This is a genomic window from Pseudarthrobacter sp. H2, assembly GCF_050157045.1.
In the GTDB taxonomy this organism is placed as follows: domain Bacteria; phylum Actinomycetota; class Actinomycetes; order Actinomycetales; family Micrococcaceae; genus Arthrobacter.
In genome coordinates, this window is sequence record NZ_CP189594.1 from 608971 (window position 1) to 622100 (window position 13130).

General features: G+C 68.4%; 10 protein-coding genes. 6 read left to right on the forward strand and 4 right to left on the reverse strand.

Annotated elements, in window-relative coordinates; all coding sequences use genetic code 11:
- Nucleotides 1-1102 precede the first annotated feature (1102 nt).
- Together ACQCSZ_RS02920 and ACQCSZ_RS02925 are read right to left on the reverse strand one after the other, a co-directional pair.
- On the reverse strand, nucleotides 1103-1303 hold the full coding sequence (locus ACQCSZ_RS02920; RefSeq protein WP_427006615.1) for a hypothetical protein: 201 nt from the start codon (nucleotides 1301-1303) through the stop codon (nucleotides 1103-1105).
- Nucleotides 1304-1553: 250 nt separating this feature from the next.
- On the reverse strand, nucleotides 1554-2705 hold the full coding sequence (locus tag ACQCSZ_RS02925) for a glutamate--cysteine ligase (RefSeq protein WP_427006616.1): 1152 nt from the start codon (nucleotides 2703-2705) through the stop codon (nucleotides 1554-1556).
- Nucleotides 2706-3090: 385 nt separating this feature from the next.
- Between ACQCSZ_RS02925 and ACQCSZ_RS02930 the strand changes: the two genes are divergently transcribed.
- On the forward strand, nucleotides 3091-4539 hold the full coding sequence (locus ACQCSZ_RS02930) for a glycoside hydrolase family 3 N-terminal domain-containing protein (protein ID WP_427008473.1): 1449 nt from the start codon (nucleotides 3091-3093) through the stop codon (nucleotides 4537-4539).
- Between the two features lie 62 nt (nucleotides 4540-4601).
- Nucleotides 4602-5444, forward strand: coding sequence for a shikimate 5-dehydrogenase (locus tag ACQCSZ_RS02935; RefSeq protein WP_427006617.1), 843 nt, complete (start codon nucleotides 4602-4604; stop codon nucleotides 5442-5444).
- 63 nt (nucleotides 5445-5507) lie between these two features.
- Here ACQCSZ_RS02935 and ACQCSZ_RS02940 read toward each other — a convergent pair whose 3' ends face one another.
- Nucleotides 5508-6743, reverse strand: a complete 1236-nt coding sequence (locus tag ACQCSZ_RS02940) for a THUMP-like domain-containing protein (RefSeq protein ID WP_427006618.1) — start codon at nucleotides 6741-6743, stop codon at nucleotides 5508-5510.
- 54 nt (nucleotides 6744-6797) lie between these two features.
- Here ACQCSZ_RS02940 and ACQCSZ_RS02945 point away from each other — a divergent pair, with 54 nt between their 5' ends.
- The 3 genes from ACQCSZ_RS02945 (at nucleotide 6798) to groL (ending at nucleotide 9508) form a co-directional block, all read left to right on the forward strand.
- Nucleotides 6798-7277, forward strand: coding sequence for a hypothetical protein (locus tag ACQCSZ_RS02945; RefSeq protein WP_427006619.1), 480 nt, complete (start codon nucleotides 6798-6800; stop codon nucleotides 7275-7277).
- 239 nt (nucleotides 7278-7516) lie between these two features.
- Complete coding sequence (gene groES / locus ACQCSZ_RS02950) at nucleotides 7517-7813, forward strand: co-chaperone GroES (RefSeq protein WP_427006620.1); 297 nt, start codon at nucleotides 7517-7519, stop codon at nucleotides 7811-7813.
- An 84-nt stretch (nucleotides 7814-7897) separates the two neighbouring features.
- Nucleotides 7898-9508 (forward strand): chaperonin GroEL, encoded by a 1611-nt coding sequence (gene groL, locus ACQCSZ_RS02955; protein WP_427006621.1) that lies wholly within the window; start codon nucleotides 7898-7900, stop codon nucleotides 9506-9508.
- A gap of 87 nt (nucleotides 9509-9595) precedes the next feature.
- On the opposite strand, the gene ACQCSZ_RS02960 is transcribed toward groL, so the two are convergent.
- The gene (locus ACQCSZ_RS02960) at nucleotides 9596-10546 is read right to left on the reverse strand and encodes a DUF389 domain-containing protein (protein ID WP_427006622.1); all 951 of its coding nucleotides are present in this window, start codon (nucleotides 10544-10546) and stop codon (nucleotides 9596-9598) included.
- A 270-nt stretch (nucleotides 10547-10816) separates the two neighbouring features.
- Between ACQCSZ_RS02960 and ACQCSZ_RS02965 the strand changes: the two genes are divergently transcribed.
- The gene (locus ACQCSZ_RS02965) at nucleotides 10817-12946 is read left to right on the forward strand and encodes an acyltransferase family protein (RefSeq protein WP_427006623.1); all 2130 of its coding nucleotides are present in this window, start codon (nucleotides 10817-10819) and stop codon (nucleotides 12944-12946) included.
- Nucleotides 12947-13130 lie beyond the last annotated feature (184 nt).

A 13130-nucleotide genomic window follows, 5' to 3' on the forward strand; every position in this document is an offset into this window, starting at 1 on the left:
CCGAACGCGCCCTTACACCAGGGCGAAATCCGGTGGTCCGTAATCCGCGGAAATCCCCCGAAGTCCAGCGGGCAACCGCGCTACCGCAGTGCCACGGTTCGGCGCCGGCTTCGCCGCAATAACATTCCCCGCCCAATCAATCGGGGCACCGTGGCAGCCGCAGGGCTAGGGCAGTGCCCGGGGTTCCGTCCGCAACGTGTATCCGCTCGCCTTGTCGATGAATTCGCGGGAACACGAACTCTCTGCGGCTATCCAACGGCCGGAAGAGTCGGGCATGACGTCTTCGACGACACCCCGCCGGTGAAAGTCATGGTGGAGATAGACGTCCACAATCGCTCCGGCAAGGGAATCCCACTCGCCAATGCTGGGCATTCCTGGGGCTGAAAAGTGTCCATCGGCCATTCTGTACGTCCTAAGTAGGGCGGGTTCAATGATTCTGCGAAGGGCCCCTTGCCCGGACCTGATGCCAAGCTGCTTCGAGGCTGTGAAACGCCGGGCCGCAGGCGTGGCTGCCACCGTCACGGGGCTGTGGGACAGCGACCGGGGATCAGGCACGGTGGCTCCATTGTCGGCAGGCGGAAAGGGACAGATGTGGCCCCAATCGCAAGCATACCGGCGTCTGGCAGGTGGCATCGTTCACGTTAGTGGACTCTCACCCGAAGCCCCGCACGGCGCCATACGTCCTGATCCCCTGGTGCATAGACACCATTCCTGGCCAACAGTCACAGGCGGTAGGTCCGGATGAGGTGCCAGGTCGTTCAACATTGGAACTTCAAACAGCGAGGGGATAGTCCGCTGGCTAACGTAAACGGCGGTCCGTCAGGAAGGCCGGACGGACCGCCTTGTGCCGGCAGCGCCGGTAGCGGCCGCTGCGGCTGCAGCGCGAGGGTTGCCCATGCCAGTGAGGAGGTTCCGAGGCCGCTGAGCAGGAGTCCGCCCGCGATCCCTCCGCCGGCGATGCCTACGTTCCAGCCCGTCACCATGACGGACTGGACGATGTCTGCCGCCGGTCCGGCCGCGTCGGTGGCGGCCGTCTGGAGCAGGCTTACCCGCTCCGCCGAAGGCGAAACCCCATCCAAACGCTGACCAGGGAAGCGGGACCCTACACGAGCAGCACGGCGCTGACGCTGCCGCCGAGGCCCACCGGTGCGAGGAACGATGCGATGTACGTGTAGAGGACGTTGTGCGCCATGACGTAGAGGAGCGTGACGACGACGACAGGGAGGACCCCGGGTACCGAGAAGACCCGGCCAAGGGGAGTCCGTTCGCCCTTTGGCTGTCCCACCCCCGAGTTGCTGGACATCCTAGAGTTGCAGCGTGACCGGATGAACCAACGCATCGACTGCCTCACCCGCAACCGGGACGCCATCACCAACTACGTCGATGTCGTCGCCGGGACCATCTCAAAGTCAACCGCCGCTAGCACCGCGTAGACACAGCCGGCGCGCCCGAACACAAGAAGGCCCTCCGTCCAGACGTATCTGAACGAGGGCCTTCTGCAGGTCAGGCTCTGGGGACTATCCGTGAGTGTTGCAACCACCCTTGGAATTCACCTAGGCGTCCGGGCCCTTGCGCATCTGCTTGACGAGGTCCAGGACGACGGCGCGCAGGTCCCCGCCGTTCTCGGCGGCGACGCGGCGCTGCCGCTGGTAGCCCGCGCCGCGCTCGATGATCTTCAGGACGTCGAGCAGTTCCGCGCTGCAGCCGAGCCTGGCCGCGACGGGCTCGAGCCGCGCGACCGTCTCGCGGATGTGCTCGGTGACGAGCTGCTCATTGCCCTCGGTGTCGAGGATGATGATGGCATCCAGGCCATACCGGGCGGCCCGCCATTTGTTTTCCTGCACGTGCCAGGGCGGCATGGTGGCAATGGTGCCGCCGTTGTCCAACAGGGTGGAGAAGTCGTCCACGAGGCACTGCGTCAGGGCGGCGATGGCGCCGACTTCCTCGAGGGTCGCCAACCCGTCGCAGATGCGCATCTCGATGGTGCCGAGGGCAGGCACCGGACGGATGTCCCAGCGGATTTCGGAGATCGTATCGATCACGCCGGTGGTGAACATGTCCCGGACGTAGGACTCGTATTCTTCCCAGCTGGAGAACTGGAAGGGCAGGCCCGCGGTGGGCAGCTGCTGGAACATCAGGGCCCGCTGGGACGCGTAACCGGTGTCCTCGCCGCCCCAGAACGGGCTGGAGGCGGAGAGTGCCTGGAACTGCGGGAAATAGTTCACCAGGCCATCCACGATGGGAAGGACCTTGTCGCGGCTGTCGAGGCCGACGTGGACGTGGACGCCGTAGATGACCAGCTGCCGGCCCCACCACTGGGTGCGGTCAATGAGCTTCGCGTACCGGGCCTTGTCCGTCACAGGCTGAAGCTGCGGGGGGCTGAAGGGATGGCTGCCGGCGCAGAAGACCTCGACGCCCATCGGATCGGTGACCTCACGGACCGCCGCGAGCGAACTACCCAGGTCCGCTTTCGCCTCTGCCACGGTGGTGCAGATCCCGGTGACGAGCTCCACCGTGTTCAGCAGCAGCTCCTGCTTGATGTGCGGGTGCTCGTCATCCTCGTTCAGCTCCGGATGCCTCGCGACCACGCCGCTAAGCACTTCGTTGGCGACGGAGGCCAGTTCCCCCGTTTCGGCGTCGACGAGGGCGAGTTCCCATTCCACACCGAGAGTTGATTGCCTGGATGAAGCGAAATCAATCTTCATGTGGTCCCTTCACTGTTCTGCTGTCCGTTTCCGTGACCCCAGCCGGCAAAGTCACGGGCGGAGTCGCCGTACGGTTGGCAGGGCAACGGTGGTCCAAGTCTATGGCAGGAGTAGCATCGAGACGGTGGTCAAGTTACAGCGAACCGGTGAAATTTTTCACAAAAGAACCCCGACCGCAGCGGTCTTGACGGCAGTTCTGGGCCTGGTCCTGGGAACAGCCTCCTGCTCGGCGCCCCCGCCGGCAGGCAGTTCCGGCAGTCCTGCGGCCCCCGGGACCCCGGCGCCGGCACCGGCCACTGCGCAGCCCGCGGCCCCCGGATCCCGGCCGCTCGGCTGGGGGCCGCAGCAACAGGACGCCGACGCCGCAGGTAAGGCCGTCGCCGCGATGAGCCTTGAGCAGCGGGCCGGGCAGGTCCTGCTGCCGTTTTACCCCGGACTGGACCATGAGGCCCACGCCGCGACCATCGAGCGGCTGCATCTGGCCGGTTCCATCATCATGGGCGACAACGTCCCGGGGACCCCGGGAGGCCAGGTGGACACCGCCGCCATGCGCAGCGTCACCGGCCGGCTCCAGGCGGCCGCGCGCGCGGACGGCCGCGGCTGGCCCGGGCTGATCGGCGTCGACCAGGAAGGCGGGCTGGTGGCCCGGCTGCGCGCCCCCCTGACCGAGTGGCCTGCCCCGATGAGCTACGGCGCCGCCGGAAGCGCCCCGCTGGCGTCCGACGCCGGCCAGGCCTTGGCCTCGGAGCTGGCAGCGCTCGGCTTCACCACCGATTTCGCCCCGGCCATGGATGTCACCATGGGACCGGCCGATCCGACCATCGGCGCCCGGTCGATGTCCGGCAGTGCCGACGCCGCGGCGGACCTCGGGGTCGCCTTCTCGCAAGGGATGCTGGCTGCCGGGCTGCTGCCCGCCGCAAAGCACTTTCCCGGCCACGGCTCGGTGGTCGTCGATTCCCACGCGGACCTCCCCGTCCAGGGCGCCTCGCTGGAGCAGCTCCGGGCCAGGGACCTGGTGCCCTTCCAGGCAGCCATCCGCGCCGGCCTGCCCATGGTCATGACCGGCCACATCGCCGTGCCCGCGCTGGAACCGGGGGTCCCCGCGTCCGTGTCCAAGGCGGCCTACGCGGAGCTGCGCCGGATGGGCTTCCACGGGGTGGCCGTGACGGATGCGCTCAACATGGGGGCGGTCCGGAAGCAGTTCCCCCTCGACTCCGCCGCGCCTCTTGCGCTCGCCGCGGGCGCGGACCTGCTGCTGATGCCGGCGGACGTCGCCGTGGCCCACGCCGCCATCGTCACCGCGGTCAAGAGCGGCACCCTGCCGCCGGACCGGCTGGCCGAGGCCGCGCAGCGGGTGGCCACCATGATGATCTGGCGCGGCCGGACCGGCACTCCGGCGGGAACGGCGCCGGGAAGCGGCACCGGACTGTCACGGAAAGTCTCGGAGGCTGCGATCACCGTGCTGGCCGGCCCCTGCCACGGACCCGTCGTGCCCGCCAGTGTCCGCGTGACGGGAGGCTCCGAGGAGGACCGGTCGCGGTTCACCACCGCGGCCCGTGCCGCCGGGATCAGCGTCGGCGACGGCCCGCTGGTTTCGCTGATCGGTCCCGGCGGAGCCCCGGCAGCGCCGGAGAAAACAGTACCGGACGTGGCCGTTGCGCTCGACGCGCCGTGGCCGCTCGCTGGCTCGGCTGCCCCGGCGAAGATCGCCCTGTACGGCCGCAGCCAGGGAGCCTTCGATGCGCTGGCGGCGGTGCTCGCCGGCAAGGCGACGGCCCCCGGGAAGCTGCCCGTCGCCGTCGGGCCCTATCAGCCGGGGTCGGGCTGCGGCTGAGGGCGCCGGCAAATGAGCCGTGGCTTAGCCGGCGTTCCGCCGGGCTGGCGTTTAATGGAGCTGTGCCCATTCTGAACAAAGACATGACCCTGTGCATCTCGCTCTCGGCCCGGCCGAGCAACAACGGGACGCGTTTCCACAACCACCTCTATGAACAGCTTGGCCTGAACTGGATCTACAAGGCCTTCGCACCCACGGATCTCGCGCTGGCGATCGCCGGCGTCCGCGGCCTCGGGATCCGCGGCTGCGCCGTGTCGATGCCGTACAAGGAGGACGTCATCGCCCTGGTCGACGTCCTGGACCCGTCCGCGAAGGCCATCGAGTCGGTCAACACCATCGTCAACGACGGCGGGACGCTCACCGCCTACAACACCGACTACACCGCGATCGAGCGGCTGCTGCAGCGCAACGCCGTGCCCACAACCTCGTCGGTGTGGGTGTCCGGCTCCGGCGGGATGGCCAAGGCCACGGTGGCGGCGCTGCGCGACGCCGGCTTCACGGACGTGACCGTGATCGCCCGCAACGAGGCAGCGGGGCGCGCGCTCGCCGGGCTCTACGGCTTCGCCTGGCGCGCGGAAGTTCCCGCCGCGGAGACGGAGGGCGCCGCCGACATGCTCATCAACGTCACCCCTATCGGTATGACAGGGAGCATGGCCGGCGGACCCGACGCCGATGCGCTGTCCTTCCCGCAGGCGGCGGTGGAGGCCGCCACGGTGGTGTTCGACGTCGTCGCGCTGCCGGCGGAGACGCCGCTGGTCAAGGCTGCGCGCGCGGCGGGCAAGACCGTGATCACCGGAGCCGAGGTCGCCACCATCCAGGCGCTGGAGCAGTTCGTGCTGTACACCGGGATCCGGCCCACCGACGAGCAGATCCGGGCCGCCGAGGAGTTCATGCGGGCCCAGTAGCGCGCAGGTAGCTGCGGCAACTGCAACCCGGCAGGCCGGCAGCAGCAACCCGGCGGCCCGGAGTCAGGCCGGGAGCTGGACAGGCTCCACCGCGATGGCCACCTTGTCCTCACCGATCCTGGTGAGCACCAGGGTGGCCGTCTTCTTGTTCTTCCCTGCAGTCTTCCCCGCGGGGAGCAACTGCTTGCGCAGCTCTTCCGGGGTGACCGAGGTGCCGCGTTTCTTGATGTCCAGGACGCCGATGCCGTGGTCCCTGACCCAGGCTTTGAGGGCCTTCACGTTGAGCGGCATCACCTCCAGAACCTTGTAGGCCCGGGCAAACGGGGTGTCCTGCAGCTCCGGGGCGCAGATGTAGGCGATGTGCTCATCGAGCAGGTGGCCGCCCAGCGCGAGGGCGACGTCGGCCACCAGCCCGGCGCGGATGACGGCGCCGTCGGGCTCGTACAGGTATCCCGCCACGGGGCCGACCGGGGCGACCGGCCCGCCGTCGAAGTCCTCGCCGCTGGTGAGTTCCGCCGCGCCCTGCGGGCCCAGCACCAGGGCTGCCCGCCGGATGCCGGGGCGCCGCACCGCGTTGAACCACAGCGCCACCTCGGTGACGTCCCCGCCCACCGAGACCCACTGGGCCTCGCAGCCCGCCGGCACCGAGTCGTGCGGCATGCCCGGGCCCATCTTCACACCCACGGCCAGGCCGGAGGCGGCCAGGGACTCCACGAAGGACAGCGGCGGGGAGAAGTCCTCCGGATCCCAGAGCCGCTTGGTGCCCGAAGTGGACGTGGTGCGGCGGGCCGGGTCCAGCCAGACGCCGTCGATCCCCTCCAGCGAAACGGAGGTGGCATCCGAGTGGACCACGGTGGCGTTCCGGAACGGGATCAGGTTCATGGTGGCGCACGCGGCCGTGGTTTCGTCCAGTTCCACCGCCGTGACAGTGATGTCCAGGGAGGCCAGCGCCATCGCGTCGGCGCCGAGCCCGCAGCCGAGGTCCGCCACATGGGCGATGCCCGCCTCGGCGAACCGCTGCGCATGCCGGGCCGCCACGGTGAGCCGGGTGGCCTGCTCCAGGCCGGCCCGGGTGAAGATCATCTGGCGGGCGAACTCGCCGAACTTGGCCTCGGCCCTGGTCCGGAGCCGCGACTGGGTCAGCACGGCGGAGACCAGCTCGGGGGAGTGGCCGGCCTTCCGGAGCGAGGCATTGAGCCGGAAAGCCTCGTCCTCGCGGTACGGTCCCAGCGACGCCAGCAGCTCCCACCCCTCGGGATTGAGGAGCGGGGCGATCTGATCCTGCGGTGCGTCAGCCATGGGGACAAGCGTAGTGGAGGCGCCCTCCTCCGGACGCCCGATAGTCTTGACGGCATGGAAGACAGCGGCGCGGAAGACAGTGGCACGGCAGGGAACGGCAGCAACGATCAGCGCAGCGACGGCGGGCTCGGCGGGCTGAACGGGTCCGACCAAAGCGCAGCGCGGCAGGACGCCGAAGAGGACCACCGCGGCCGCCGGGGGCTTGCCAGGTTTGCCCGACCGGCACTGATCGCCGGAAGCGTCATCGCAATCGTCTGCGTTGCACTGCTGGTCATCATCTTCTTCCTGGATTCCTTCAACGCCACCGTCTATTCGGTCGGCGGCAAGGACGTCAGGGACGCCACCGAGGAGGCCGCATCGATCCGCGGCACCTACGCCGCCGCCCGCCTCGGCGGCATCATGGGCCTGGTCATCGGCGTCGTCCTCGCGGCCGCCGGGGGGCTCATGCTGTACCGCCACCGGAATGAGCCCGGCAGGGACGACGACGAAGCCAACGGCGAGGACGTGGATTTCGAGGACCTCGCCGGGCAGTAGCACGCGCGGGCAGCCCCCTTCCGGCAGGACACGGGCGTTCATCCGGAGCGGATTTCTGGCACTCGCCTTGACCGAGTGCTAACTCCTTACATAGAGTCGTGATTAGCACTCTCCCTAGGAGGGTGCTAACACACGAAGAACTGCCCGCCAGGCTTGCTGCCGGCACCGCGACGACGGTTTGCCAGCCACGGGACCACAGTTTTACTGTCCACGAATTTGCTGACGAATAGGAGAGGTCCTTGTCGGTCTCTATTAAGCCTCTTGAGGATCGTATTGTTGTCCGCCCGCTCGAAGCCGAGCAGACCACGGCTTCCGGCCTGGTCATCCCGGACTCCGCGCAGGAAAAGCCGCAGGAAGGCGAAGTTGTTGCAGTAGGCCCCGGCCGCTTTGACGACAACGGCAACCGCGTTCCGATCGATGTCTCCACCGGCGACGTCGTCATCTACTCCAAGTACGGCGGAACTGAAGTCAAGACCGGCGGCACCGAGTACCTCGTGCTGTCCGCCCGCGACGTTCTGGCGATCGTCGTAAAGTAACTCTCCGGACCCCGCGCCGCCGATCCGTCTGATTCACGTCTGATAGGTCCGTTGCGCGGGGTTCTGTCTTGAAAGGACAAAACCATGGCAAAGCAGCTTGCGTTTAACGACGCTGCCCGCCGGTCGCTTGAAGCCGGCATCGATAAGCTCGCCAACACTGTCAAGGTGACGCTTGGCCCGCGCGGCCGCAACGTCGTGCTGGACAAGAAGTGGGGCGCACCCACGATCACCAACGACGGTGTCACGATCGCCCGTGAAGTCGAGCTGGACGACCCGTACGAGAACCTTGGCGCGCAGCTTGCCAAGGAGGTCGCCACCAAGACCAACGATGTTGCCGGTGACGGCACCACCACCGCCACCGTGCTGGCCCAGGCCCTGGTCAAGGAAGGCCTGCGCAACGTTGCTGCCGGCGCAGCCCCGGGCGAGATCAAGCGGGGCATCGAGGTCTCTGTGGAGGCCGTCGCCGCCCGCCTGCTCGAAAACGCCCGCCCGGTTGGCGGCACCCAGGTCGCCAACGTCGCCTCCATCTCCGCGCAGAGCGATGAGATCGGCGAACTGCTGGCCGAGGCATTCGGGAAGGTCGGCAAGGATGGTGTGATCACCATTGAGGAATCCTCCACCACGCAGACCGAACTGGTCCTGACCGAGGGCATGCAGTTCGACAAGGGCTACCTGTCCCCGTACTTCGTCACCGACGCCGAACGCCAGGAAGCAGTGCTCGAAGATGCCCTGATCCTGATCAACCAGGGCAAGATCTCCTCGGTCCAGGATTTCCTGCCGCTGCTGGAAAAGGCGCTGCAGAGCTCCAAGCCGCTGTTCATCATCGCCGAGGACGTCGACGGCGAGGCCCTCTCCACGCTGATCGTCAACCGCATCCGCGGCACCCTGAACGTCGTTGCCGTCAAGGCCCCGGGCTTCGGTGACCGCCGCAAGGCCATGCTGCAGGACATCGCCACCCTCACGGGTGCACAGGTTGTCTCACCGGAACTGGGCCTTAGCCTGGACACGGTAGGCCTCGAGGTGCTGGGTACCGCCCGGCGCATCACCGTCACGAAGGACAACACCACCATCGTCGACGGCGCCGGTTCGGCCGAGGATGTCGCAGCCCGGGTTTCCCAGCTGCGCGCCGAGCTGACCCGCACGGATTCCGACTGGGACAAGGAAAAGCTGCAGGAACGCCTGGCCAAGCTGGCCGGCGGCATCGGCGTGATCAAGGTCGGCGCTGCCACCGAGGTTGAGCTGAAGGAAAAGAAGCACCGCATCGAGGACGCCGTGTCCTCCACCCGCGCTGCCCTCGAAGAAGGCATCGTGGCCGGCGGCGGCGCCGCCCTCATCCACGCCCTCAAGGCGCTCGATGAGGACTCCGCCGTGCAGGCCCTCGAAGGTGACGCGGCTGCTGCTGTCGGCATCGTCCGCCGGGCACTGACCCAGCCGCTGCGCTGGATCGCCCAGAACGCCGGCTTCGACGGCTACGTCGTCGTCGCCAAGGTGGCCGAATCCGCCAACAACCAGGGCTTCAACGCCAAGACCGGCGAGTACGAAGACCTGATTGAGGCCGGCGTTATCGACCCCGTCAAGGTGACGCGTGCGGCCCTGCGCAACGCAGCGTCCATTGCGGCACTGGTCCTCACCACGGAAACCCTCGTGGTCGAGAAGCCCGCCGATGATGACGCGCACGCGGGCCACCAGCACTAAGGCGGACCACCGGCGCTAAGGCGGCCCACCGGCGCTTCCGGCGCCGGTGTTCCGGACTCCGCTTCAGGACAGGGGGCCGGACCAGCATCAGCTGGTCCGGCCCCCTGTTTTTGTGCCGGCACGGCTCCGGCGCTGGATGAGCCGGTAGAACACCAGCACCGCTGTGGCCGCGGCCACGATTCCCACCAGGTTCAGGAACAGCTGGAGGGCGGAGCCGGCCGCCTTCCCGTATTCGCCCAGGACCAGCGCCACGGCCACATAGCCGGCGGCGGGAACTGTGGTCACCGAGATGAACACGCCGATCAGCGCCGCCGAGCGCCGGCCGATCACGGAGAGCATCCCGGCGGTCCCGGCCAGCACGGCGACAATCAGGGAATACGGGCCGGGGTGGTAGATGAACTCGACGGCGGAGCCGCGCTCCAAAACGTCGGCCGGAAACAGACCCAGCGGCACCGACAGCCACGCGGCAAGGGCTGCCGCGAGCATGGCGACGGGGAAGCCGACGCCGAGGGCCAGGGCGGCGCCGCGCCCGAGCCGGCCCTGGCGCCGCACCAGCGCCACGGCCAGCGCCGCCAGCGGACCGAACTCGGGGCCCACCGCCATGGCGCCGACGATGGCGATGGGCGAGTCGGTGACGATGCCGATGGCCGCCAGCTGGGTGGCCAGCACCAGGAACGCCAGGAAGCTCCACGTCAGCCGGGAATCTTCGCCGGTCTGGCGGGACACCTCCTCCCAGATCACGGCGTCGGCGCCCTCGCCGGGAGCTGCCGCCTCTGCCTGTCCTGCGCGGGCCGAGACCACCAGCTCGGGCGTCGTGACGGAGATTGACCCCCGTTCCGGAACGCCAAGGGCCTGGAGTTCCTCCACCAGCCGCTCCACGGACTCCCGTGCGAGGAGAACCAGGATGACGTCCCCCGGAGGCATCACCGAGGCGCCCGGGGGGAGGGCCACTTCCGCGACGCCAAGCTGCCCGGAGCATTTCTCGACCACCGACCCGGACAACTCGTCCGGGACACAAATCCGCAACTGCACGATCACAAGGCGGCCTCCTCCGACTCGTAAAAGACTAGCGGTCTTCGTCGTGGGTTCGGCTCGGGTTCAGGCCCAGCCCCGGCACCGCTGGACATGCCCCGCGCCCGTGTCGGCGCATGGACATATTCCGGCTATGCCCGGTCCCGGGCGCCAAGGCTGGGCATGTCCTCCGGGTGCGAAGGGGCCTGGGGAGGTCGGGCCGGCGGCCGCGACGATTGGCCAGGAAAATTACGGCTCGGTAACATTGATGTTTTGGAAACCGGCCAGGGGGATTTTGTGTCGAACGAGCGAGCCACGGGCAGTCCGCGGACGGCGGACGCGGGCTCTCCCGCGCGCCGGACATCCGGCTACCGCCCCGAGGTCCAGGGCCTCCGCGCCCTCGCGGTCCTCATGGTGGTCACCTACCATGTGTGGCTCGGACGGGTCTCCGGGGGCGTGGACATCTTCCTGCTCATTTCGGCTTTCCTGATGACGCTCAGCTTTGCCCGGAAGGTGGAAAGCGGCAAACCCCTCCGTCTCGTGCGCCACTGGCTGCACCTGCTCAAGCGGCTGCTGCCCGCCGTCGTCGTGGTGGTCCTCGGCGTCCTCGCCGGGACCTGGGCCATCCTTCCGCAAAGCCGCTGGCCGGAGGTCCTGGACCAGGCCTGGGCCTCCCTGCTCTACCGGCAGAACTGGCTCCTCGGGGACAGCGCCGTCGAATACTACGCGCAGGACCACTCCGGTGCCAGCCCCCTGCAGCACTTCTGGTCGCTGTCCATCCAGGGGCAGGTCTTCCTGCTCTGGCCGCTCGTGTTTGCCGGCACGGCACTGCTCCGCAGCCTGCTCCGGCGCCTGCTCCGGCCCCGGAGTGTGCCGGATGCGGAAACCGGCCGCCGGCTTGACCGACTGACTGACCGGCTGCTGAACTACCGGCTGCTGCTGGCGGCCGGCTTCGGCACAATCTTCGTGGCGTCCCTCGTGTACTCCATCGACCAGACGGCCACCAACCAGGCGTACGCCTACTTCGACACGCGCGCCCGGCTCTGGGAGTTCGCCCTCGGCTCGCTGCTGGCCCTGGCCCTGCCCTACCTCAGGCCCGGCAAGATCCTGAGGGTGGCGCTGGGCTGGGCCGGGCTGGCCGCCATGCTCTCCTGCGGGCTGCTGCTGAGCGTGGACCGTTCCTTCCCCGGCTTCGTGGCGCTGTGGCCGACGCTGGCGGCGGCCGCGATCATCGTCGCCGGGCAAAGCGGCAGCCGCCTGGGCGTGGACCGCCTGCTCAGCTGGAAGCCCCTCGTTTCCCTGGGCGACAACTCCTACGCCCTCTACCTCTGGCACTGGCCATTGCTGGTCCTGGCCCTCACCGGGAAAGGGATCACCTCCCCGAGCCTGGTGCAGGGCCTCATGATTGTCGCCGCCTCGCTTGTGCTGGCCGTGCTGACCACGCGCTTCGTGGAAAAGCCGCTGCGCGAGTGGCACTGGCCGGAACGCCGCACTTGGCGCACCGCCGTCGTCATCACCGCCTGCGGCGCCCTGCTCGCGGCGCCCGTGTCCGTCTGGCAGACCCAACTGCTGGCCGAGGAGGCCGCGGCCGCGTCGCAGCCCCGGGAACTGACCCCCGGCGCCGCCGCCCTCGCGCCGGAGAATGCGGGCAAGCCGACGCCGGACGCGAAGCTCATTCCGGCTCCAGCCGCCATGAAGAACGAGTGGGCCGATATCGACGGGCTGTGCACCGGTGCCAACGTCCCCGCCGATCCCGAGCTGTCCGGCTGCCTGCAGAACAGCCCGCCGGACACCGTCACCAAGCGGATCGTGGTGCTCGGGGACTCGCATGCCCAGCAGTACATGGCAGCCCTCGGCCCGATCGCGAAGATCCACGGCTGGGAAGTCGTGACCTTACTGAAGGGCAACTGCCGGTTCGGCGGCGAGAGCCCGGACCGGGACGCCGGGTGCAACGCCTTCAATCAGGCAAGTGCCGCGTACGTCCTGGAGCACCGCCCGGACGCCGTCTTCACGGTAGCGTCGATGACCCACGTCGAGGCGCCGTTCGAAACCGAGGTGCCCGGGTACCTGGAAGGCGTCCGGCCCTTCACCGACGCCGGCATGGAAGTGGTCGGGATCCGCGACAACCCGCGCTTCACCATGAACATGCCCGAATGCGTCCAGAAGAACGGCCCGACCGCACCGGAATGCAACATGCCGCTGCAGGAGTCCCTGGCGGCTTCCTCGCCCCTGGACGGGTACCGGGGCAAGGTGGCGGGGCTGCACCTGATGGACCTGAGCGATTTCATCTGCGCGGGGGGAACATGCCCAGCGGTGGTGGGCAACGTGTACGTCTACAAGGACGACAACCACCTGACCAAGACGTATGTCCAGACCATGATTCCGATGTTCGAGCAGCGGCTGCTCGCGGCCACGGGCTGGAACTGAGCCGGGCCGCACCCGCCGGCGGCCGCGCCCGCCGCACCCGCCGGGCCGCACCCGCCAGGGCTCATGCCGTACCTCACATTGCCGCCCCGGAATATGGGGATCGCCGCCGAGGTTCTACTATTTACTCAACACTTCTGCACAGGCCATGCCCGTAATGACGGGCTGGTCATCTGCTGCAACCCCT

Coding starts and splice junctions, on each gene's coding strand:
- ACQCSZ_RS02920 (WP_427006615.1), bottom strand. CDS start 1,303: ATGTCCAGCAACTCGGGGGTGGGACAGCCAAAGGGCGAACGGACTCCC.
- ACQCSZ_RS02925 (WP_427006616.1), bottom strand. CDS start 2,705: ATGAAGATTGATTTCGCTTCATCCAGGCAATCAACTCTCGGTGTGGAA.
- ACQCSZ_RS02930 (WP_427008473.1), top strand. CDS start 3,091: ATGAGCCTTGAGCAGCGGGCCGGGCAGGTCCTGCTGCCGTTTTACCCC.
- ACQCSZ_RS02940 (WP_427006618.1), bottom strand. CDS start 6,743: ATGGCTGACGCACCGCAGGATCAGATCGCCCCGCTCCTCAATCCCGAG.
- ACQCSZ_RS02945 (WP_427006619.1), top strand. CDS start 6,798: ATGGAAGACAGCGGCGCGGAAGACAGTGGCACGGCAGGGAACGGCAGC.
- groL (WP_427006621.1), top strand. CDS start 7,898: ATGGCAAAGCAGCTTGCGTTTAACGACGCTGCCCGCCGGTCGCTTGAA.